General features: G+C 41.8%; 17 protein-coding genes. 5 read left to right on the top strand and 12 right to left on the bottom strand.

Annotated elements, in window-relative coordinates:
- Window positions 1–265: 265 nt before the first annotated feature.
- Complete coding sequence (locus PR833_RS14045; protein ID WP_014658091.1) at window positions 266–976, top strand: RNA ligase family protein; 711 nt, start codon at window positions 266–268, stop codon at window positions 974–976.
- Entirely contained in the window at window positions 973–2,100 is a 1,128-nt protein-coding gene (locus PR833_RS14050) for an AAA family ATPase (RefSeq protein WP_272526237.1), read from the top strand. The genes PR833_RS14045 and PR833_RS14050 overlap by 4 nt, the downstream gene beginning before the upstream one ends.
- A gap of 56 nt (window positions 2,101–2,156) precedes the next feature.
- Here the strand turns inward: PR833_RS14050 and PR833_RS14055 are convergent, their stop codons facing one another.
- From PR833_RS14055 to citC, 8 genes are all read right to left on the bottom strand, one after another.
- Window positions 2,157–3,212: a 4-oxalomesaconate tautomerase gene (locus PR833_RS14055; protein WP_272526238.1), complete on the bottom strand. Its 1,056-nt coding sequence runs from the start codon at window positions 3,210–3,212 to the stop codon at window positions 2,157–2,159.
- A gap of 177 nt (window positions 3,213–3,389) precedes the next feature.
- The gene (locus tag PR833_RS14060) at window positions 3,390–4,823 is read right to left on the bottom strand and encodes an anion permease (RefSeq protein WP_004918749.1); all 1,434 of its coding nucleotides are present in this window, start codon (window positions 4,821–4,823) and stop codon (window positions 3,390–3,392) included.
- 236 nt (window positions 4,824–5,059) lie between these two features.
- Window positions 5,060–5,965 (bottom strand): triphosphoribosyl-dephospho-CoA synthase CitG, encoded by a 906-nt coding sequence (citG, locus tag PR833_RS14065; RefSeq protein ID WP_014658094.1) that lies wholly within the window; start codon window positions 5,963–5,965, stop codon window positions 5,060–5,062.
- Entirely contained in the window at window positions 5,946–6,491 is a 546-nt protein-coding gene (gene citX, locus PR833_RS14070; RefSeq protein ID WP_272526240.1) for a citrate lyase holo-[acyl-carrier protein] synthase, read from the bottom strand. Before citX ends, citG begins: the two co-directional genes overlap by 20 nt.
- Before the next feature lie 4 nt (window positions 6,492–6,495).
- On the bottom strand, window positions 6,496–8,022 hold the full coding sequence (citF, locus tag PR833_RS14075) for a citrate lyase subunit alpha (RefSeq protein WP_004918753.1): 1,527 nt from the start codon (window positions 8,020–8,022) through the stop codon (window positions 6,496–6,498).
- Window positions 8,023–8,032: 10 nt separating this feature from the next.
- The gene (gene citE, locus PR833_RS14080; RefSeq protein WP_004918754.1) at window positions 8,033–8,929 is read right to left on the bottom strand and encodes a citrate (pro-3S)-lyase subunit beta; all 897 of its coding nucleotides are present in this window, start codon (window positions 8,927–8,929) and stop codon (window positions 8,033–8,035) included.
- A complete protein-coding gene (gene citD, locus PR833_RS14085) occupies window positions 8,929–9,225 on the bottom strand; it encodes a citrate lyase acyl carrier protein (RefSeq protein WP_004918755.1) in 297 nt (98 codons plus the stop codon). The genes citE and citD overlap by 1 nt, the downstream gene beginning before the upstream one ends.
- On the bottom strand, window positions 9,222–10,298 hold the full coding sequence (citC, locus tag PR833_RS14090) for a [citrate (pro-3S)-lyase] ligase (protein WP_036943776.1): 1,077 nt from the start codon (window positions 10,296–10,298) through the stop codon (window positions 9,222–9,224). Before citC ends, citD begins: the two co-directional genes overlap by 4 nt.
- Window positions 10,299–10,669: 371 nt before the next feature.
- Between citC and dpiB the strand changes: the two genes are divergently transcribed.
- Both dpiB and dpiA read left to right on the top strand, forming a co-directional pair.
- Window positions 10,670–12,307: a sensor histidine kinase DpiB gene (dpiB, locus tag PR833_RS14095; RefSeq protein ID WP_014658097.1), complete on the top strand. Its 1,638-nt coding sequence runs from the start codon at window positions 10,670–10,672 to the stop codon at window positions 12,305–12,307.
- Entirely contained in the window at window positions 12,300–12,983 is a 684-nt protein-coding gene (gene dpiA, locus PR833_RS14100) for a two-component response regulator DpiA (protein WP_272526242.1), read from the top strand. Before dpiB ends, dpiA begins: the two co-directional genes overlap by 8 nt.
- A 65-nt stretch (window positions 12,984–13,048) precedes the next feature.
- Here dpiA and PR833_RS14105 read toward each other — a convergent pair whose 3' ends face one another.
- Window positions 13,049–14,080 carry an SEL1-like repeat protein gene (locus PR833_RS14105; protein WP_040133023.1) on the bottom strand — a complete coding sequence of 344 codons (1,032 nt, stop codon included), beginning with the start codon at window positions 14,078–14,080 and terminating at the stop codon, window positions 13,049–13,051.
- 1,037 nt (window positions 14,081–15,117) lie between these two features.
- On the opposite strand from PR833_RS14105, the gene dtpA reads away from it, so the two are divergent.
- Complete coding sequence (dtpA, locus tag PR833_RS14110; protein ID WP_004918766.1) at window positions 15,118–16,593, top strand: dipeptide/tripeptide permease DtpA; 1,476 nt, start codon at window positions 15,118–15,120, stop codon at window positions 16,591–16,593.
- Window positions 16,594–16,733: 140 nt separating this feature from the next.
- On the opposite strand, the gene PR833_RS14115 is transcribed toward dtpA, so the two are convergent.
- From PR833_RS14115 to PR833_RS14125, 3 genes are all read right to left on the bottom strand, one after another.
- Window positions 16,734–17,222, bottom strand: a complete 489-nt coding sequence (locus PR833_RS14115; RefSeq protein ID WP_014658099.1) for a DUF4822 domain-containing protein — start codon at window positions 17,220–17,222, stop codon at window positions 16,734–16,736.
- Between the two features lie 180 nt (window positions 17,223–17,402).
- Entirely contained in the window at window positions 17,403–18,386 is a 984-nt protein-coding gene (gene glpX / locus PR833_RS14120) for a class II fructose-bisphosphatase (RefSeq protein WP_036943782.1), read from the bottom strand.
- 127 nt (window positions 18,387–18,513) lie between these two features.
- Entirely contained in the window at window positions 18,514–19,437 is a 924-nt protein-coding gene (locus PR833_RS14125; protein ID WP_040133024.1) for an AEC family transporter, read from the bottom strand.
- Between the last annotated feature and the right edge of the window lie 434 nt (window positions 19,438–19,871).

Raw genomic sequence — 19,871 nt, forward strand, 5'->3', positions numbered from 1 at the left:
GTAAAAGTGAAAGTGGGCTGATACGCGATGAAAGCCACTCCATTACCGTCATAGATTCAGATTAAATTGATAGCCTTTTACTTGACAGTTAGGCTAGAATCGGCCTGTTTTTAAATGAATTTGTTACTTTTGAATAAGTAACCCCCCATAACGAGGCCGTTCCGCGGAAGAGATATGTAATACCAACTCTTGATTTCTCACACAACACAGAGGCAAATCTTGCTAAAGGATTTGTTGTTTTTCCTATTTCTGTAGAGAAAGCATGATGAATATGCAATCAAGAAAGTATGGTAGAACGTATCACTATCCGTTCTCACCTGGCACCACCAGTGATGATCGTATCAATAGCGATTGGTGGTCGCACATCCAGAATATTGAACAACTGGTACATACCGAAAAACTCGATGGTGAAAATAATTGCTTAAGCCAATATGGGGTTTTTGCTCGCTCGCATGCTGCGCCAACACAGTCAGCATGGAGCCAACAGATCCGCCAGCGCTGGCAGTTAATTAAAAACGATTTAGGGGATATCGAACTGTTTGGCGAAAACCTCTATGCGATACACTCTATTGAATATCAACATATTGAAGATTACTTCTATGTTTTTGCCGTGCGACAAGGTGACTATTGGCTTAGCTGGGAAGAGGTGAAGTTTTATGCCGCTTTATTTGATTTTCCAACAGTGCCGGAGCTAACCCTCAAGATTGATAGGCAACTTGGGCCACAGGCTTATGCGGCTCAGCTTAGTGAGGCCGCTTCACAAGATAGCCTTTTTGGGGCTTGTGATACGTTTACTCAGCAACCTTGTAGTATGGAAGGCATTGTGACTCGCGATAGCCGCCGTTTTTTGGTCGCTGATTTTATGCAGCATGTCTTTAAATATGTGCGAAAAAACCATGTTAAAACCGATATTCATTGGAAAAGACATTGGCAGCGAGCGAAGTTAGCGTTCGAACGCCAAAAGGGGGAAGTATGAGTTGGCAATTGACTGAACAACGCGCATGGTCACAGCTAGAGGCGCAATTTGATTTTGTGCGTGATATGCGAGGCGTACCGCAAGATGCGCTGCATCATGCCGAAGGTGATGTGGCAACACATACACAAATGGTTTTAGCAGCACTCGAAGCATTACCTGAATACCAACAACTCCCTGTTTTACAGCAAAATATCGTTTGGGCAGCAGCACTGCTGCATGATGTTGAAAAGCGTACGACAACACGAGAAGATGAAAACGGGCGTATTATCTCTCCTGGTCATGCGAAAAAAGGTGAATTATCTGCTCGACGCATTCTTTATCGAGAGGTTGAAACCCCGTTTGCGATACGTGAACAAATCGCCGCTTTAGTTCGCTATCATGGCTTACCTTTATGGTTGATGGAAAAAGTCGACCCTGAGCGGGCGCTATTTGCTGCTTCTTTACGTGTTGATATGTCACTGCTGTGTTTATTAGCAAAGGCGGACGTATTGGGGCGCATATGCCAAGATCAGTCGGAACTCTTGTCTCGCATTGAAATATTTGAGCTATTTTGTCGCGAACAGGGGTGTTGGACGCAACCAAAAGCTTTTGCTTCGGCGGCTGGGCGTTTCCACTATTTTCATCACCAGCGTGGCACTACGGATTACGAGCCTTTTGAGGAGCAAGGAAGTGAAGTGGTTATGCTGTGTGGCTTGCCGGGAATGGGAAAAGATCACTTTATTGCTCAGTATTATCCGCAATGGGAAGTGGTCTGCCTTGATGAAATTCGTCGCGCGCATAAAATCGATCCTGCCGATAAAAATGCGCAAGGTTGGGTCGCTCAACAAGCGAAGGAGCAGGCGAAAGTCTTGTTACGTGCAAAAAAGGACTTTATTTGGAATGCAACTTCACTAAGTGCGTCATTAAGAGCCAGTATGATCGGTTTGTTTGCCCGCTATCAGGCGAAAATCCACCTTATTTATTTGGAAGTTCCCTACAAGCAGTGGCAACAACAAAATCGTCAACGTGACTACGCCGTGCCAGAAAAGGTAATGGAGCGTATGGCAAGTAAATTAGAATTGCCAACACCTGATGAGGCTCATCAAGTTTCTTATGTGATCCAAGGGGAATTTCAGTCACACTAGTTAGAGAAAGGTGACGCCTATAATAGATAGGCGTCATGTGTCAGAGAGATAACCGATTAAGGAACATACACATCCCCGGAAAATAGCTTTCGCGCCGTTCGAATAATGGAAGCTTGTAACCCTTCTGGGAAGTCGCCTTGCTGATTGAGCGAAACATCAAAATGACCACTGAGGTGTTCAATCGAGATATGTTGCATATCGACATTTTTTGTTAAATGACGCTTGATGACGCTATTTTCTAAGATGGTGCCTGTCGCTATTGCAATAGCGCCTGTAACAGCTAATGCACCGTGACACTTATGAGGCATAAAATAGCGAACGTTAACCGTTCCACCATGAATTGCAGGGGAAACCAGAACAGGCTTGGGGATCACTTTTTGGCTGACATCACCTAATCCCATCGCAAGGCCAGCTTGGCGGCGAATGCTCTCTAGGCGCTGCATAAACGCCTTATCCGCTTCAAGTTGAGCCGCGCTCTCATAACCCGTTTTGTTTAATTGAGGGGCGTCAATGAGCACAACTGGCATCGCCATATCGATACAACTGACTTCGACGCCATCGAAAGTATCAATGGCATGGCCCGTGGGGAGTAGTTTTCCAGTTTTTGTACCACACGCATTTAAAAATGTGAGGGCGATAGGGGCAGCATGACCAGGAACGCTTGCAATGGTGGTATCACCTTCATAAACAATATGACCATTTGGTGTTTGTACTGTGGCGTTGACGAAAGTATTCGTATTGATATTACGAATTCGGATTGTTGTTTCATCACCTGTTATAGGCATTAACCCTTTTTCGATGGCGTAAGCGCCAACGGCACAGAGAATATTGCCACAATTAGGCGCGGTATCAACAATACGTTCCGTCACTGAAACTTGAGCAAATAAATAATCAATGTCGGCATCAGGGTGGGGGGAGCGGCTAATGATTGCCACTTTACTGGTTTGAGGGCTACCACCACCAATACCATCAATTTGTAGTGCGTGGCCCGATCCCATAATAGCTAATATGAGTTCATCGCGCTCTTGGATATTCTTTGGTAGGTCATCCGCTAATAAAAATACGCCTTTAGATGTGCCGCCACGCATCAACATACAAGGTATTTTTTTCATGTATTTTCCTATTTAGAGTATTGCTCATTTATTATTTATGCTGTTGATGGCATGAAATAAAAACAATCGCTGCCGATAGCACAGCAAAATAATAGGAAGAGGGCATTTAATATTTAAATGGGATCTCATAAGCTCAGATCCCATTGTTAATTTAATTTGTATTCAGATTATTATTTTCTAAATTAAACCGGAGCTGATTAATATTTCCCACCAGCCTAAACCAATTGTCATATGTACCAGTAAACTTAAGAATGCAACGATACCACCTATAATCCACCAAGAACGAATATCGTTGTAGCCAGCACCGAAGACGATTGGTGCTGCCGCGCCTCCGTAGTGGGTTAAGCTGCCACCGTAAGCATTCGAGAAGAGTAGACCGAGGGCTAGCAGCATTGGTGGTGCACCCGCAACCATACCGACAGTTGCAAACACAGGCACCATTGCAGCGACATAAGCACCGCCAGACGCGAAGAGGTAACGTATCGCAACACTGATAAACATAATCACAAAGAAGGCGAGCATGGTTTGATCACCGAATGAGAGGTGTTGACCCATAACATTGGCTAACCATTCGAAAAAGCCAGCTTTTGTCAGTACACCAGACATCCCGATGATACCGCCGTACCAAATCAAGGTATTCCAGCCACCTTTATTTTTTAGCACATCATCCCAAGTCACAACGCCCAGAATTAATGTCAAAGCCATAACACAAATCGCAACAGTGGAAGCACTGACACCAATTTTATCGGCAAAGATCCAACCCGCTAAAGCTAATAGGAACACAATACTCAGCAGCTTTTCTCTTACCGTCATGGGGCCAAGCTCTTCTAAACCTTTTGCGGCGATCTCTTTGTTGTTGACCTTTTTTAACTCAGGTGGATAAAGCTTATAGATAATGAATGGCGTTAAAATGAGCATGATAAGACCCGGAACTGCGGCTGCAAGCGCCCAGCCTCCCCAACTCAAACTAATGCCCATAATATCGCTCATCATCGCCAGTGCTAACGCATTTGGAGCCATAGCTGTTAGGAACATATAGCTGGTGGTTTTTGTCACCATATAAACGTTCACTAAAAGGTAGTGACCTGCTTTTCGAGGGCTTTTTTCGGGATCTGAACCCAGAGCCACCGCTACACTATTAATGATAGGGAAAACAATCCCACCAGCACGCGCGGTATTGGAGGGGGTTGCAGGCGCGATAATTAAGTCAAGGATGGCAGTTACATAGCCAAGACCTAATGTCGTACTACCTAATTTACCAATTAAAACATAGGAAAGTCGTTTACCTAACCCAGTGATCACGAAAGCAGCACTGAGTGTAAACGCTGCAAAGACTAACCATGTTGTACCCGAAGCATAACCACTTAAGACCTCGCTCACTTTGACATCTTTAGTGCCAGTCACACCGATGATCGTCGCACTTGCAGCAATGGTGGCTAACAATATTACAGGTTCAGAATAAGGTTTTAGTACCAGCCCGACGATAGCGGCTAAGTAGAGACCAAATAGTAACCAAGCAATATGGGGTAGCCCCTCCGGCGTGGGAATAAGCGATATGATTATGGGAATCGCTATTAGAATAAATAGCTTCCATATTTTATCTTTTTGCATAGGCCAGTTTCCTTAATATTAATACTAAACTTAATTAATATTAAATTTTATGAACTTTAATATTATGAATTTGTTTAATGACAAATTTGGCATGCAGAGATTCGTTGAAGAGTGTCAATCTCTTCTTCAATACCAAATAAGTTATAAATTCGTTAAACTAATAATCAATATTTAATTAACATATCTTTATTAAAATGATTTTTAATTTTCCTATGTTGATTTAAATTTATTTTTTATTAATGAGTAAAATGGATCCTGTCTTTTGAATAAGGTAACCGAGATAAAAACCACGTTAAAATAAGTAAATCAGCACTTCCTCCTGGACTTAAATTTTTTGCGATACATTGATTATCGAATGATTTAATTTTTTCTAAATCAGCAGAGGTTGTTAATCCACCTTGGTCGAGTAAAGTTTGCGCTTGTGTTTTTAACCATGCTAACCCTTCCAATCCACCACGATTGGCAACATTGGTATCATCATTGTTCGCCATTAATAGGATTAACGTTTCAAGTAATGCGAGTTCTTGTGGTTTACCTTCAACAAGTTGTTTTAAATAGTAGGGGAGCGATAAATTGACGACTAATTGATAACCACTTTCAGCTTCACCGCGCGCGCCTGTCAAACCGAAAGATTGATATAACCGCTGGCCTGCTGTAGGACGGCTCGTTTTATGTTTTAGTTCCGCGGTAATGCCTCGGCACATTTGTGATACCCCATTACTAATACTCATGGCTGAAACGGGTTCATGCAGTGCTAATTGGCGACCAATAACGGTTAGTAGTAATCCAAGAGAAAATATTGATCCTTTATGGGTATTAACCCCTTTGGTGGATTGGAACATCGACTTTTCACAAGCTATACCAATAGGGCGAATAAGCGTCAAAACTTGCTCGATGGGGTACTGCTTATATTTGGCGCCTGCCAGTAAAAAGTCAGGAAAATGTTGTGCAATAGCATGAGCACTAAGATGAAAATCGGTCAGCGCCATGTCTTTATGAGCACCAGTATTGAATTTATCAACTAACCCTGGTTTGGGGGTTAAATTGACTTCTGCCATCATGGCTTGCCAGCCGAGTTGGCTGTAGTAGTGCACGATCTCTTGTGTGAGTTGCTCTGTTTGCTCAATCGTGATTGGACGCATTGGCTAGCACCTCTATCTGATGAATAATTTCACTTAATGAATGAGCACGCTCTCGCGCACAGATCTTAGCTTCTTTTTCGCAGATTAAGCAGCGTCTAGGAGGAAGTTGCAGCTCAGAGCGCGAATATTGCCGCCCTTGTGCATCAAAGACATCAAAATCCCATAGACGACCGACCGCTGATAACTCTTCTGCCTCAATTAAGGCAGTTTTAACCTCAATGGCATCGGCATCGACTGCCACTAAACATTCAGGGCCTGTTGGTAAAGCGAAAGATTGTTGTGCTAAAAGTACCCACTGCCTGCATTGAGCCACCTGTTTAAGCGCATTTAATCCCTGATTAAAGATTTGCCTGACAAGATGATTATCTTTAACAGGTCCAGGAAAAACGACAGTAAATGAAATCAGGGTTACCTGATGGAGACCAATCCATTGTTGTTGCCGAGCCTGACGAACATCACGGCTTGCCAACAATTCAGATAAAGAAATTTCAGGTTGCTCTATCGTATCAGGCAGTGGGTAAAACATGGTGTTACTCCTTAACCTGATGCACGACATCAATTACAGAGCCATCGCGATAACGAACTACTGCCACGACTTTGTCTGTAAATTCAATCGGATTAGGTTTACCCGTTAACAGTTCAGCACGTTCGCGTAACCAATCAATGGAGACCGTTTTTATGCCCTGACTTTCCAATTGCTGTTTTAGCTCAGGACGGGCAGGGTTGACGGCAATACCATGGTCAGTGACGAGAATATCGACGCTAGAGCCGGGGGTAACACAAGTGATCACTTCATCGACTAAAGTTGGAATGCGACCACGTACTAAAGGTGCAACAATGATTGACAGTTTTGATGCAACCGCGGTATCACTGTGACCGCCAGATGCACCGCGGATCACGCCATCTGAGCCAGTTAACACGTTGACATTAAAGCGTGTATCTATTTCGAGGGCGCTGAGTACAACAACGTCAAGCATATCAACAGAGGCCCCTTTTGAGTCAAAGCAAGCGTATTGATTGGCGCTGATTTCGATGTGATTCGGGTTGCGGGCGAGTGACATTGCCGCAGCACGGTCAAAACTCTGCACATCAATTAACTTGCGAATAAAGCCTTTTTCATGCAGATCAACAATCGTGGATGTGATACCCCCTAATGCAAAACCTGCACAGATGTTATGGCGACGCATTTTGTCTTCAAGGAAACGAGTGACGGCAAGTGAAGCACCGCCAGTCCCCGTTTGTAGTGAAAAACCTTCTTTAAAGTAGCCTGATTTTTCGATGACGTCTGCGGCTGTTCGCGCAATCAGTAATTCACGCGGATTAGAGGTCATACGAGTTGCATCGGCACCGATTTTGTCGGCATCCCCCACACGCGCTACTTTGACGATATAATCGACTTCATCTTGTTTGATGCTAGCAGGGTTATGTGGATAAGGGAGTAACTCTTCGGTTAGCATCACGACTTTATTTGCCGTTTCGGCATCAATTTTTGCATAACCTAATGAACCGCAACAAGCTTCACCGGTATAGCCATTGGCATTACCGTATTCATCACAAGATGGAACACCAATAAAAGCCACATCGATATTCAGTTCGCCGCTATGGATCAGGTTAGCTCGCCCACCATGCGAGTGAATCTGTACTGGTTCAGCTAATTCACCACGGGAAATGGCTTCTGCTAATGGCCCACGAATACCGGATGTGTAAATTTTGCGGATAACGCCATGGCGAATATGTTCTACTAATGGGGAATGGCAAGCACTCAACGAGCTAGAAGCCAGAGTGAGATTACGGAATCCCATCTCTGCAATCACTTGCATGACAAGGTTGATGGTCAAATCGCCGCCACGAAAAGCATGGTGGAATGAAATGGTCATGCCATCTTTTAAACCTGAACGGCGGATGGCGACTTGCAAATCATCACACAGTTTGCGATTGCGGGGTTTTTGAACTTGTTGTTGTACTTTGCCAATATCTTTAAATTGACGAGGGGCGTCGTCAGTTATATGGTCAAAATAGGCTGATACGCGCGCCTGGCGCTGTGTTATCGTTGTCATTTTCAATGCCTCACTCTTCTCGAATACCTGATAATGCCGCTCGTGAAAGCACTAAGCGTGCTCGGTCAATGACAGGGCCATCAACCATTTTTCCGTTCAGTGAAACCACACCACGGCCTTCTTGTTCCGCGGCATTGGCGGCATCAACAACGCGTTGGGCGTGATCCACTTCTTTTTGTGTCGGCGCATAAAGGTTATGAAGGAGTTCGATTTGACGAGGATTAATTAAGGATTTGCCATCAAAACCAAGTTGCTTAATGTGTGCGGCTTCTTTTAAGAAACCTTCTTCATTATTGGCGTCAGAGTACACGGTATCAAATGCTTGAATACCGGCTGAGCGTGCAGCTTGTAAAATGGCGCACCGAGCATAGAGGAGTTCAATACCGTCTGGAGACCGCTCGGTACGCAAATTGCGGACATAGTCCTCGGCACCTAATGCGATGCCAATAAGTCGGGGTGATGAGTGAGCAATGTTGACTGCCTGTGTGATCCCCATCGGTGATTCAATAGCAGCAAGCAAACCGGTGCTACCAGGTTCGCGACCACAGCTTTTCTCAATACGTAAAATTTCATTTTCGATATCAATAACATCTTGTGCTGTATCTGTCTTGGGTAAACGCACAATATCAGCACCACCGCGAACAACGGCTTCTAAGTCTGCGACGCCGAAAGCGGAATCCAGTGCATTGACACGAACAATGGTTTCAACATCCTGATATAAAGGGTGTTGTAGCGCATGATAGACCAAACGACGAGCCGTATCTTTTTCGCGCAAGGCGACGGAGTCTTCAAGGTCGAACATCAACGCATCGGCTTTGTAAATAAATGAGTTACTCAGCATTGCGGCATTAGAGCCGGGGACAAACAGCATGCTTCTACGCGTCCGAGTTTTTCTTTCCGGTGTCATTATTTGTCCTCCCAAGGCAATGCAGTGATATCACATGCTCTTGCAAGCAAGGCTTCTAGGCGCGCTCTAAGAACACATTCAAGGGCACCCTTATCATCAATAATGATTTGAGCGCCTTCAATTTCATGTTGTTCAATCAATTCAAGGACAATTTTTTCAATCGCATCACCAAACTGTTTCTCAACACTACTGCTGATTTGTATTGAAACTTCCTGCGTGTCTTCTAAGGGTTCTATTCGTACCATGACATCGCTTGATTCAAGCGTGCCTGCAACGGCTGCGTGGAGTATTTTCATAGTTCACCTGTGACTAATTCAGAATTTTCGATACGGTGAGGGGCCGATGTTGAACGGGAAGCTAACATATCCTCTAAATAGCGATAGGTTGCCTCGGGAACAATCGGCTTGATCGCCGCAAGATCTTTTTTAGCAAGCAGTCTACGAACTTGTGAGGCGGATACCGCCGTGCCGTCATAGACCATTCGCGGAAATTCAACCAGCTCAATAGGTGGATAACTAAGCGTGCGAGTTTCGAGCCAATAGCGCATGTCTTCGTTATATTGATTAGTGACTTTGCAAAAAGGCTCAGTGCCCACAAAACGGTGTGTGATCCCCAGTGCTGGTGCAATATATTGACGGAAAATTTTGATATCGATTTCGGTATAACAATTATCAACAACGGCTTTGTCCTTGATGAAATAGCAGGGAAAAGTCGCTCTTGAGATGATGTATTCAGAGCCTTTGTGGATAGTGAGATTTTCAATTCCTTTGGTGCCAGCTTCAATCAGTGCTAAGCGAACGCTATAAGGGAACCGTGAGGTATCTTCTTTGACGACAAATAAATGTAGCCAATCACAAGACTGAGCGGCTTTTTCGATTAAATAGCGGTGACCCAGAGTGAATGGATTGGCATTCATCACGATAGCACCTATTTTTTTGCCTTCTTTACGGTAGTTTTTTAAGTTTTTAATATAGCGTTTTAAGTAACAACAACTATTTTCCATTAATACCATGATATTTGGCACAGTAGCCAAAGTATGGAATCCACATTGTTGAAATAAACTTTCGTTTTGAGTTTTAGTATAAATGAAGAGATGGGTTGTATTATTTTCGTAGGCAAGGTTAACTAATTCAGTGGCTAATTTTAATGCAAGACCTTCACCACGAACATGATCACTGATAGCCACACATTTAATAACATTTTTAGCGAGGCCACCACATGCAATTAATTTATCATTGCGCGTAATTGTAATAAAAACGTCAATGCTTGAATCAATATCGAGGTCGTTCTCTTTTAAAAACTGAGCAATTTCAGCTAGTTTCCTGTTCTCATGACGTTTTACTTGGTGAAACGTTATGTTTTCGAACATATTAGTATCCTGCATCTCATATAGAGATGTTTTTAAGTTGTTACTAATGTTAAAGTTAATTAAATAAAACTCTTAATATTAATTTAATAAATAACTCATTAGCTTTTTATTTAATTATCCTTTTCGATATTAATATTAATGCTTATAGCATTATTATATTTGACCTGTTTCATGTTTCTAAAAGGAGTTTGTATTTGTTTAATGGTTTTTATGCACTTTATTATGGGATATGTTTTTTATTGCTTGGTTTTAATGGATTTAATTATTAATATGGTGTTTATTTGTTTGCTAAATCGAGTCTAGTGTGTGTTATTGGCTTGCTTTTCGTGTAACAATATTTTTACTTTTCAGTAGGTAACATAGGGTATCTCATGGCAAAAGAGCATCAACGTTCTCTATTTAGAAAAAATAAATCGATATCCTTTTCAGTGCGGGTGTTCTTTTTGCTATTACTCGTTTCTGTCGTATTGACTTTTAGCCTAGGCAAGTATTTCACCGACACGGCAGAAAACCGTTTAATGGCCAATATTCGCTCTCTTGCCATGAGTCAGGCGAAGCTAATTGCATCGATGGAAGGTATCGTCCAATCCGTCAAAACCAAAGACATTCAAAGCCTCAAAGTGATTGCAGATCAACTAAATCAAGATTCAGATTATGATTATGTGGTGATAGGGGATGAAAATTCGATGCGCTTATATCACCCAAACCAAGAAAAGGTTGGCTTTAAAATGCAGTGGAATAAACCCGGTGCATTGGAACGAGGTGAAAGCTATTTTATTGACGGAGAAGGGTCTATAGGGAATGCTGTACGCGCAAAAACGCCGATATTTGATGAAAATAATAAGGTGATTGGGGTGGTGTCTATCGGGTACCTCACCAATAAAATTGAAACTTCCCGTAGTGAATTATTTGTACAAACGGGAGCCACCTTTTTTGGGGTTTTGGTCATCTTGCTTTTTTTGTCATGGGCCTTTACTCGGTTGATCCAACGGCAAATGCTGGGGATGGAGCCTGAGCAGATCGCGCAAATGGTGGTTATGCAAAAAGGGATCTTTGAAGCCGTTTTCGAAGGGGTGATTGCCGTTGATTGTGAAGGGCGCATCATTAATATCAATCACAACGCACGCAAAATGCTCTCCCTAAGTGAACCATCTAACCATTTGGTTGGGCGCGCTATCAGTGAGTTAGTGACGCCGGCAACATTTTTTATTAATGATATCTCTACCACACAACATGATGTCATTTGTTCCTTCAATGGGTTAAATGTGATTGCAAACCGCATTGCATTACACGATGAAAATCACTTAATTGGCGCGGTCATTAGCTTTCGTAGCCAAAATGATATTGAATCTCTCAATTCCCAATTGACACAAGTACGTCAATACGTTGAGAATTTGCGCTCTTTGCGTCATGAACACCTTAATTGGATGTCAACGCTGAGCGGCCTTCTACAAATGAAGGAATATGATCAAGCACTAGCGATGATCAAAGGGGAATCTGAGTCACAACAGCAGTTGATTGATTCATTACGCAAGCAATTTGCCGATAAGCAAGTCGCTGGGTTACTGTTTGGTAAATATCACCGTGCCAGAGAGCTTGGGGTGCAATTGGTATTTATAGAAGGGTGCCAATTGAGTTCGTTACCGCCGTTACTTAGCAGTACAGAATTTTGTGCCATTTTGGGGAATCTTCTGGACAATGCGTTTGAAGCAAGCTTGAAAAATAATGAGGGTAATAAGCAGGTTGAGTTGTACCTTTCTGATGAAGGGAGCGAGTTTGTGATCGAAGTCGCGGATCAGGGCTGTGGTTTCCCTGCTGAAATGAAAGAAAGGTGGTTTGAAAGAGGTATGACAACAAAAACGGAGTCAGTCGATGGGCATGGCATTGGCTTGTATCTTGTGGCTTCGTATGTCAAAAGGTGTGATGGTGTGGTTATAATTGAAGATAATCAACCACATGGTACTCTATTCTCAATTTTTATTCCGAAAGTGAAGATGCAAAATGATTAAGATAAAAATCCTCATTGTGGAAGATGAACTCTTATTAGCAGAAATGCACGGTGAGTATATAAAATCCTATCCCGCTTGCGATAAAGTTTGGGTTGCAGGTGATTTGGCTCAGGCCAGAAAAATGATTGAATATATGAAGCCTGATCTCATCTTACTCGATAACTATTTGCCTGACGGTAAAGGCATTGATCTGGTTCATGAATTGATCCAAGAAAGAAACAACGCCGATATCGTATTTACCACGGCGGCGAGCGATATGGAAACTGTCTCAGAAGCTATCCGCTTAGGTGTGTTCGATTATTTGGTGAAGCCTATTGCTTATGAGCGCTTAGGGCAAACACTCGATCGCTATATTCAACGTAAATCAGTGTTACAGGCAGGGAGCAAAACAAATCAAAGCCAAATCGACGATATGTTTAATACTTATGCACGGGGGGAGGCCAAAGAGGAACTACCAACAGGGATTGATGCGTTGACACTCGAAAAAGTGCTCTCACTTTTTGCACAACTCGATGCGGAATATACCGCCGAGACAATTGCAGAAACAATTAAACTGAGCCGTACAACGGCACGCCGTTATTTAGAGTACTGCTTAGCTCAACATAAAATCGAAGCGGAAATTGAGTACGGCAAAGTAGGGCGGCCTCAACGAATCTACCGTGCCGTTCAAAAATAGCGGTTAATAACATCATGAAGTCTGCATAAACAAACAGCAAACTGTTTTTATGCAGACAAGCAGGATTATTTTTTAAGGTTATTTTCGAGGATCAACACTTTCTTTTCTGCTCTTTCATTTCCCTGAGAGGCAGCGAGCTTATACCAGTAAAGTGCTTTTCTATCATCCTGTTTGACGCCCATACCGTATTGGTAGCATGCTCCCGTGGCATATTGTGCGTCATTATTACCGTGTTGGGCTGCGCGAATAAACCAGTGACAGGCTTTTGCTTGGTCAGCAGGCACACCATCACCCCTCGCATAAATTAATGCTAAATTAAATTGAGCAGAAATTTCACCTTGTTCGGAGGCCAGTGTTAGCCATTTAATCGCGGATTTCACCTCTTTTTTCACCCCTTGACCATGCAAATAGAGCATACCTAAGCTATTTTGTGCGGGTGAAAAACCCAATTGAGCTGAGCGTGAAAAATATTGATAGGCTTGCTGATAATCGGCTTTATCATACATGCCAGTGGCGGCTTGATAACCCAATAAATAAAGAGCTTGGGGATTATTTTGCTTTGCCAGCGACTGGTAGATTTGTTGTGCTTTTTGGGGGTCTTCAGTAACGGCAATGCCTTTTTCATACCAGTAAGCTAGCATTAATTCTGCGGGTTGAAAATGTTGTGCTGCCGCCTTAACCAACCAAGCTTCGGCTTGTTGTTTATTTTTAGGCAATAATTTATCAACGCCGCTCAGAGTATATTCAGCCATATTTAATTGGCCTAGAGGGTCGCCTGCTTCGGCCGCTTTTTTCATCCAAAACAGCATTTGTTCTGGGCTCTTATCGACACCATTGCCTTGTTGATACAGCAACGCAAGGTTAATTTGCGCTTTTGTAAACCCTTGCTGAGCCGACAAACGATACCACTTAGCGGCCTCCGTTAACTGTTTTTCGGATTGAAGCAGCATAGCAAGGTTAAACTGAGCTTCGGCTTGTCCGTCCTGCGCACTTTTGAGCAACAGTTGTTTGTCTTGAGGGGGAGACAAAGGTGCTGCATAACTGTTAAGCGCAAAGGCACTGCAAATAACGAACAGTGACAACAAAAATTTTTTCACTGAAGATCCTTTTATTAACGTATCTACCATAAGGTTAACTCGCTGTTTTCCCTAGCGCAATAAACAATCTCTTTCAGGTGGTTATCGCAAAATAGCTATTTGTGCTGCAAAAGGAATTTCTGGTGATAAAAAAATAAAAAATTATGAACCTTTTGTATGAGCTGGTGGTCTTAGTAATAAGTATATTCTGTTTGCTTGCGTAAACATTCATATATTTACCCTCAACATTCATTTCTTTACATGAAGTAATGCAATAATGCAGCTATGAAATGGTAGTTTTACTCGAAGTAACTAAGATCCTTAAGTAGAATGCATTATGCCCAGCCGATTTGCTGGGCTTTTTTTTATCTAACTTCCTTCAAATCCCACCTGATTAGTTCTGTGAATAGATAGATGGAGTGTGGTTCCATACGACTCCCATCGGCGTGATTAAATATCAAACAACTCATCCCAAATAGAGTATCCAATAATAGATTTTTTAGTCGGACGGCACTGTCATATAACAATCTACCGAGGGAAAGATATAAGGTTATTAATTGAAATGAGCTTAAGGTAAATTTAATTATCTTAGTTTTAAAATTAGCACAAAATGCTTAACATTTACGTATCAATTGGTTAATTAATATCCAGTATTAACTGTGTAAATTAGCTATAAAAGTGACCTTATTCACGATATCGAACTATTTATGGGGTAATTAGTACTAGCTAAATCTTTATTTTTGGTGCATAAATAGCGTATATTGCTTAATTGATTTTCGCATTTCTAGCGGTATTTATCACTATCAATGTTGAATAAATAATCAAATCTGCTTTAACTCATTGAATTTTATGTTTGTGATTCATAAGCATCCTATTACACACAGTGATGTCGAATTTGAAGGTTAATGTATCGGCGGGAAGTTAGTGAATTTAACGCGTTTAACCGGACAACTTTGGATTTTTAAACTGGAATTCTTGAGACAATAACAATGCTGAGGGTATAAACAGTACCCCATTTAGCTTTTTTGCTTATGTACAGGTTGTCATAGAGGTAACTAGTGTCCACAACTAACAACAAAGAGGAAGTCAGTCTTAACGCGTTTAAGCAACCTCGCTCGTTCTATCTCATCTTTTCTATTGAACTTTGGGAACGTTTTGGTTATTACGGTCTCCAAGGGATCCTCCCTCTCTACCTAAGCCAAGTGCTGGGCATGTCAGAAACAGAGTCAATTACTTTGTTTTCTGCTTTTGCTGCATTAGTTTATGGCTTTGTTGCTATTGGGGGATGGTTAGGCGATAAAATTCTCGGCACAAAACGCGTTATCGTTCTCGGTACGTTAGTGTTAATTGCTGGTTATGCTTTCGTCGCATATTCAGGGCATGATGTCTCCATGGTGTATATCGGGCTAGCAACGATTGCTGTTGGTAATGGTTTATTTAAGGCTAACCCATCATCGTTACTATCCACTTGTTATGAAAAAGATGACCCGCGTTTGGATGGTGCATTCACCATGTACTATATGTCCGTTAACATCGGCTCTCTTTTCTCGATGTTAGCAACGCCTTGGTTGGCAAAACATTATGGTTGGGATATTGCCTTTTCCCTCAGTGTTGTCGGCCTCGTTATCACATTGATTAACTTCTTTATGTGTAAGAAATGGGTTGCCGATCATGGTTCTAAACCTGACTTTGCTCCAATAGTGATTTCTAAATTGCTAGTGACTATTGTAGGGGTTGTGGCTCTGATCGTGATTTCTACATGGTTACTGCACAATTTGGAGATCGCTCGTGCAGCATTGGGTATCATTTCGCTAGGGATTATTGTTATCTTTATTAAAGAAACCTTAGCGCTAAATGGCTCTGCACGTCGTCGCATGATTGTTGCACTTATTCTGATGTTAGAAGCTATCGTCTTCTTTGTTCTGTACAGTCAGATGCCAACCTCGCTTAACTTCTTTGCGTTACACAACGTTGAGCATGAAATATTTGGAATATTCTCTGTTGAACCAGCACAATATCAAGCATTAAACCCATTCTGGATTATTATTGGTAGCCCAATTCTGGCGGCAATCTACAATAAAATGGGCGATCACTTACCGATGCCACACAAGTTTGCTATCGGTATGTTGCTATGCTCGGCAGCCTTCTTGGTGTTGCCATTAGGTGCGAAATTTGCCAACGAGGCGGGGATAGTGTCTGCTGGCTGGCTCATAATTTGTTACGGTTTCCAGAGTATTGGTGAACTGATGATCTCAGGTCTCGGCCTCGCGATGGTAGCGCAATTGGTTCCTCAGCGTTTGATGGGCTTTATCATGGGAGCATGGTTCTTAACTAACTCTGCTGCTGCATTTATTGCCGGTTACGTAGCATCCTTGGCCGCTGTACCAGAAGGGAAGGTGACAAGTTCACTTGAATCACTATCCGTTTACAGTGATGTCTTCTTGAAAATTGGTATTGTAACGGGTGTGATTGCGATTTTGATGGTGATTACTGCTCCAATGTTGAATCGTATGACATTGGCACAAGATAAATAACGCAGTTTAACCTATATAAAAGGCCATAGACTGTGAGCTGTCTATGGCCTTTTTACTATGTCACCATCCTTTTTACTATGATGGGGTCAGGAATATGTTGTTGTAATACCATGCAAGGGAACAACCGCATACTGGGGCAATTAGTTTTTCACTTTATGCACAATATCAACGTATTTTGATTTATCATCCGGTGTTGGATAAATACGATAAGTATATTCTTCCGGCGTCACGGTGATGTTTTCAACTACGCGGGTAAATAGCACTTCACCTTTATCATTTTTCGCGGTAATTGAGCGGCTTTTACCATCGTCACTAAATGACCAGTCACCCTGCATTTTTGGCTTACCTTCTGGCGTCATCATTTTAAATGTGCCATCTGGAAAGTATTCGGCAAGTCCAAAGAAATTGGCAACTTGTTCATTGGCGGGGTCAACTTGCTTGTTATCTTGATCAAGCGCTTCTGTGGTTACCCAGACTTTACCTACCATGATATCCTCATAGCTATTGAGTTTTTTCGCGACAGACGCTGAAAACGTAGTGCTAGCGTTAGCATTTGAGTTAGCTTGAGCTGTAAAAGCAGACAGGGTTGACAGAGCGACGGCTGTGGCGATAAAAAGTTTCAATTTCATAAATACTCCATTATTAGATCATGATACAGATGATTAAAAAATATCCTTCTATAACCTAGAAGAATAATGTCAAAATGTGAAGGTGAAAATTATTGCCAATTATGTCGTCGAACTAAGTAGATTTACAAAGGCGCTTTGAAAAAGAACTGGTAGGTTTAATACCAGTTCGATCAGATGAGATTAATGGAAATGTCGGTTATTAATAATCTTTAACGAACGGTTATGACCATTAATTAGCAGCGTATTCGAGGTGTAACTGTGGGCATGATGCGCGATGCCATCCATTAACACTGTGGGGGTAATGGCTGTTGCTGCAAACATGACATCATTACTACTCACCATTGAGTCTAATGTGAGAATTTCCCCAATATTCACGCCCATTTGGCGGCAGCGCGCTGCCTCTTGCTCAGCTAAGAGTCTATTTTGTGCATTATCTCCTTTAGCTTGAGTACGAGAGACTAAACGAGCTTGCATATCACCACCTAAAGCACGTGCAATGGCGGCACTAATAATTCCTTCAGGTGCACCGCCAATACCATACATCATATCAATAGGATGTTCAGGTAAGATAGCTAATAAGGAAGCTAAAACATCGCCATCAGGGATTGCAATGACATTCGCACCAAAATTGCGAATTGTTTGCATGATATGTTGATGGCGTGGCTTATCAAGCATAGCAATTGATAAATGAGCTATCGGTTTATTCAGTGCTGAGGAGAGGTTTTCAAGATTTTTTTCTAATGGATTATTGAGATGTACTGTACCTTTGGCTTCGTAACCGACAACCAATTTTTCCATATACATATCTGGAGCCTGTAACAGAGTACCCGTTGGCGCTGCGGCTAAAACCGCAATGGCATTGTGCTCATTACAGGCGACCATACGAGTACCATCAATAGGATCAACAGCGATATCTAATTTCTGTTTCGCTGAGGGATTACCCACTTGCTCTCCAATATATAGCATGGGCGCATCGTCAATTTCACCTTCACCGATCACGACTTGACCGTGAAAATCTAATTCATTTAGGCGGTTACGCATGGCTTCAACGGCGGCTTTATCTGCTGCGTTTTTATCTTGTTTACCTACCCAATTATGCGCGGCTAATGCCGCAACCTCTGTAACGGAAGCGATTGCATAAGCTAATTCATCGCTAATTTTCATTATTTATTCCCTGAATGCGAAAAGAAATCATATATAGATATGATACTTTTTTTGTGATCTCTATGGCAAATAATCGGTGAACAAAATCAGGAAGGAAAAGCAGGCTAATGCTAGCCTGCTGAGTAGGTTAGAGCATTTCGACGATAGTAATACCGCCAATAATTGAGATGAGGGAGGCTAATGTACTGAGTAAAACTGTGCCAGCGGAGGTGTCCGTGTAAGCCTTATTACTGATAGCCAGTGCCGGTACCGCCGTTGCTGTTGGTAAAATACCGATAATAAAGGCTGATTTTAACATATCGCCCTGTAGCCCCAATGCAATACCCGTTCCTAGTATTAATGCGGCTTGCAAAAAGTTTTTCACAAAGACGTTGAACACAATCTCAACACTGATTTTCAGCTTAATACCTGAAAGTAATAAGCCAAGGAAAAACAGCGCGACACCACCAGCGGTTTTACCTAATTCGTTGACCGAATTTTGCAAAATTTCAGGTAATTTAACGCCAAATATGGCTAATAGCGCCCCTAATATAGGTAAGAAAACTAATGGCTGTGCAATCGCTTTGCCGATCGATTTAAAAATACCATTATTCTGTTGTCTGCCACTAATAAGCAACAGGGTAAAAGGAATAATAATAATGGTATAAATTAAATTTCCCAACACCATCGCAATAAGACCGGACGACCCGACCGTTGCTAATAAAACAGGTGGTCCACAGTAAGCCATATCAGGGAAGGAAACCGATAAGGCTTGCATTGCTGCATCTTTCTTATTATGACGAAAGAATAACTTACCAACCACGAAGCCAATAATATAAGAAGCGATTAAACCAACCGCCAACGCTAATAGATAATCAATATTTAGCAGTACGGAAGGTGGCGCTTGTGCAGCGGCAAGAAATAAAGCAAAAGGTAGCGCAATTTTAACCACAAAGTCTGCAAACGCTTGTGAATACTCACGTTTTATAAAACCATATTTCCCGGATAGCCACCCGACCGCTAAACCGAGGATGATTGGTCCAAGTGCAGCCATTATTATATGTAACAGCATAATGTCCTCATAATATGAAATAAAAATATTTCCAGCATATTTAAGCTGCGATTGATGGAATCGATTAATCCTAATTTGAGTATCGAAATAAAACTATTTATATGCAATCTAAATTATTTTGTATATACTTCTTTTATTGATACTCTTTCTTACATTATTAATGCGTATTTATTTTTTAATAATGTAAACATATAAATAACATAAATTTATAAAGAAAGGCGAAAAAAAGATGAGTTTTTATTAAATAACATCAATGAAAACAAAAAAAGAGTTACAGAGAATCAAGAGAGATAAAAAATAGTCAATAAGCGTATTACATTAGCAAAAAAGGCTATTTTATGGTTCCTCTTAATAAGAGTAATAGCGTGTTAGCTTGTAGGACAAACTCTTTTTGAGTTACCGTTTTTAGGCATAACCTAGCGAGCTCTTTAATT

The sequence above is a fragment of the Providencia sp. PROV189 genome, assembly GCF_028480065.1.
Taxonomy (GTDB): Bacteria; Pseudomonadota; Gammaproteobacteria; order Enterobacterales; family Enterobacteriaceae; genus Providencia; species Providencia stuartii.

Bases quoted from the DNA above. Each gene is read 5' to 3' on its own strand.
- citF (WP_004918753.1), bottom strand. From the start codon at position 8,022: ATGACAACGATAACACAGCGCCAGGCGCGCGTATCAGCCTATTTTGAC.
- PR833_RS14115 (WP_014658099.1), bottom strand. From the start codon at position 17,222: ATGAAATTGAAACTTTTTATCGCCACAGCCGTCGCTCTGTCAACCCTG.
- citX (WP_272526240.1), bottom strand. From the start codon at position 6,491: ATGTTTTACCCACTGCCTGATACGATAGAGCAACCTGAAATTTCTTTA.
- citD (WP_004918755.1), bottom strand. From the start codon at position 9,225: ATGAAAATACTCCACGCAGCCGTTGCAGGCACGCTTGAATCAAGCGAT.
- PR833_RS14060 (WP_004918749.1), bottom strand. From the start codon at position 4,823: ATGCAAAAAGATAAAATATGGAAGCTATTTATTCTAATAGCGATTCCC.
- dpiB (WP_014658097.1), top strand. From the start codon at position 10,670: ATGGCAAAAGAGCATCAACGTTCTCTATTTAGAAAAAATAAATCGATA.
- PR833_RS14045 (WP_014658091.1), top strand. From the start codon at position 266: ATGAATATGCAATCAAGAAAGTATGGTAGAACGTATCACTATCCGTTC.
- citE (WP_004918754.1), bottom strand. From the start codon at position 8,929: ATGACACCGGAAAGAAAAACTCGGACGCGTAGAAGCATGCTGTTTGTC.
- PR833_RS14050 (WP_272526237.1), top strand. From the start codon at position 973: ATGAGTTGGCAATTGACTGAACAACGCGCATGGTCACAGCTAGAGGCG.
- citC (WP_036943776.1), bottom strand. From the start codon at position 10,298: ATGTTCGAAAACATAACGTTTCACCAAGTAAAACGTCATGAGAACAGG.
- PR833_RS14055 (WP_272526238.1), bottom strand. From the start codon at position 3,212: ATGAAAAAAATACCTTGTATGTTGATGCGTGGCGGCACATCTAAAGGC.
- PR833_RS14125 (WP_040133024.1), bottom strand. From the start codon at position 19,437: ATGCTGTTACATATAATAATGGCTGCACTTGGACCAATCATCCTCGGT.
- citG (WP_014658094.1), bottom strand. From the start codon at position 5,965: ATGCGTCCAATCACGATTGAGCAAACAGAGCAACTCACACAAGAGATC.
- dpiA (WP_272526242.1), top strand. From the start codon at position 12,300: ATGATTAAGATAAAAATCCTCATTGTGGAAGATGAACTCTTATTAGCA.
- glpX (WP_036943782.1), bottom strand. From the start codon at position 18,386: ATGAAAATTAGCGATGAATTAGCTTATGCAATCGCTTCCGTTACAGAG.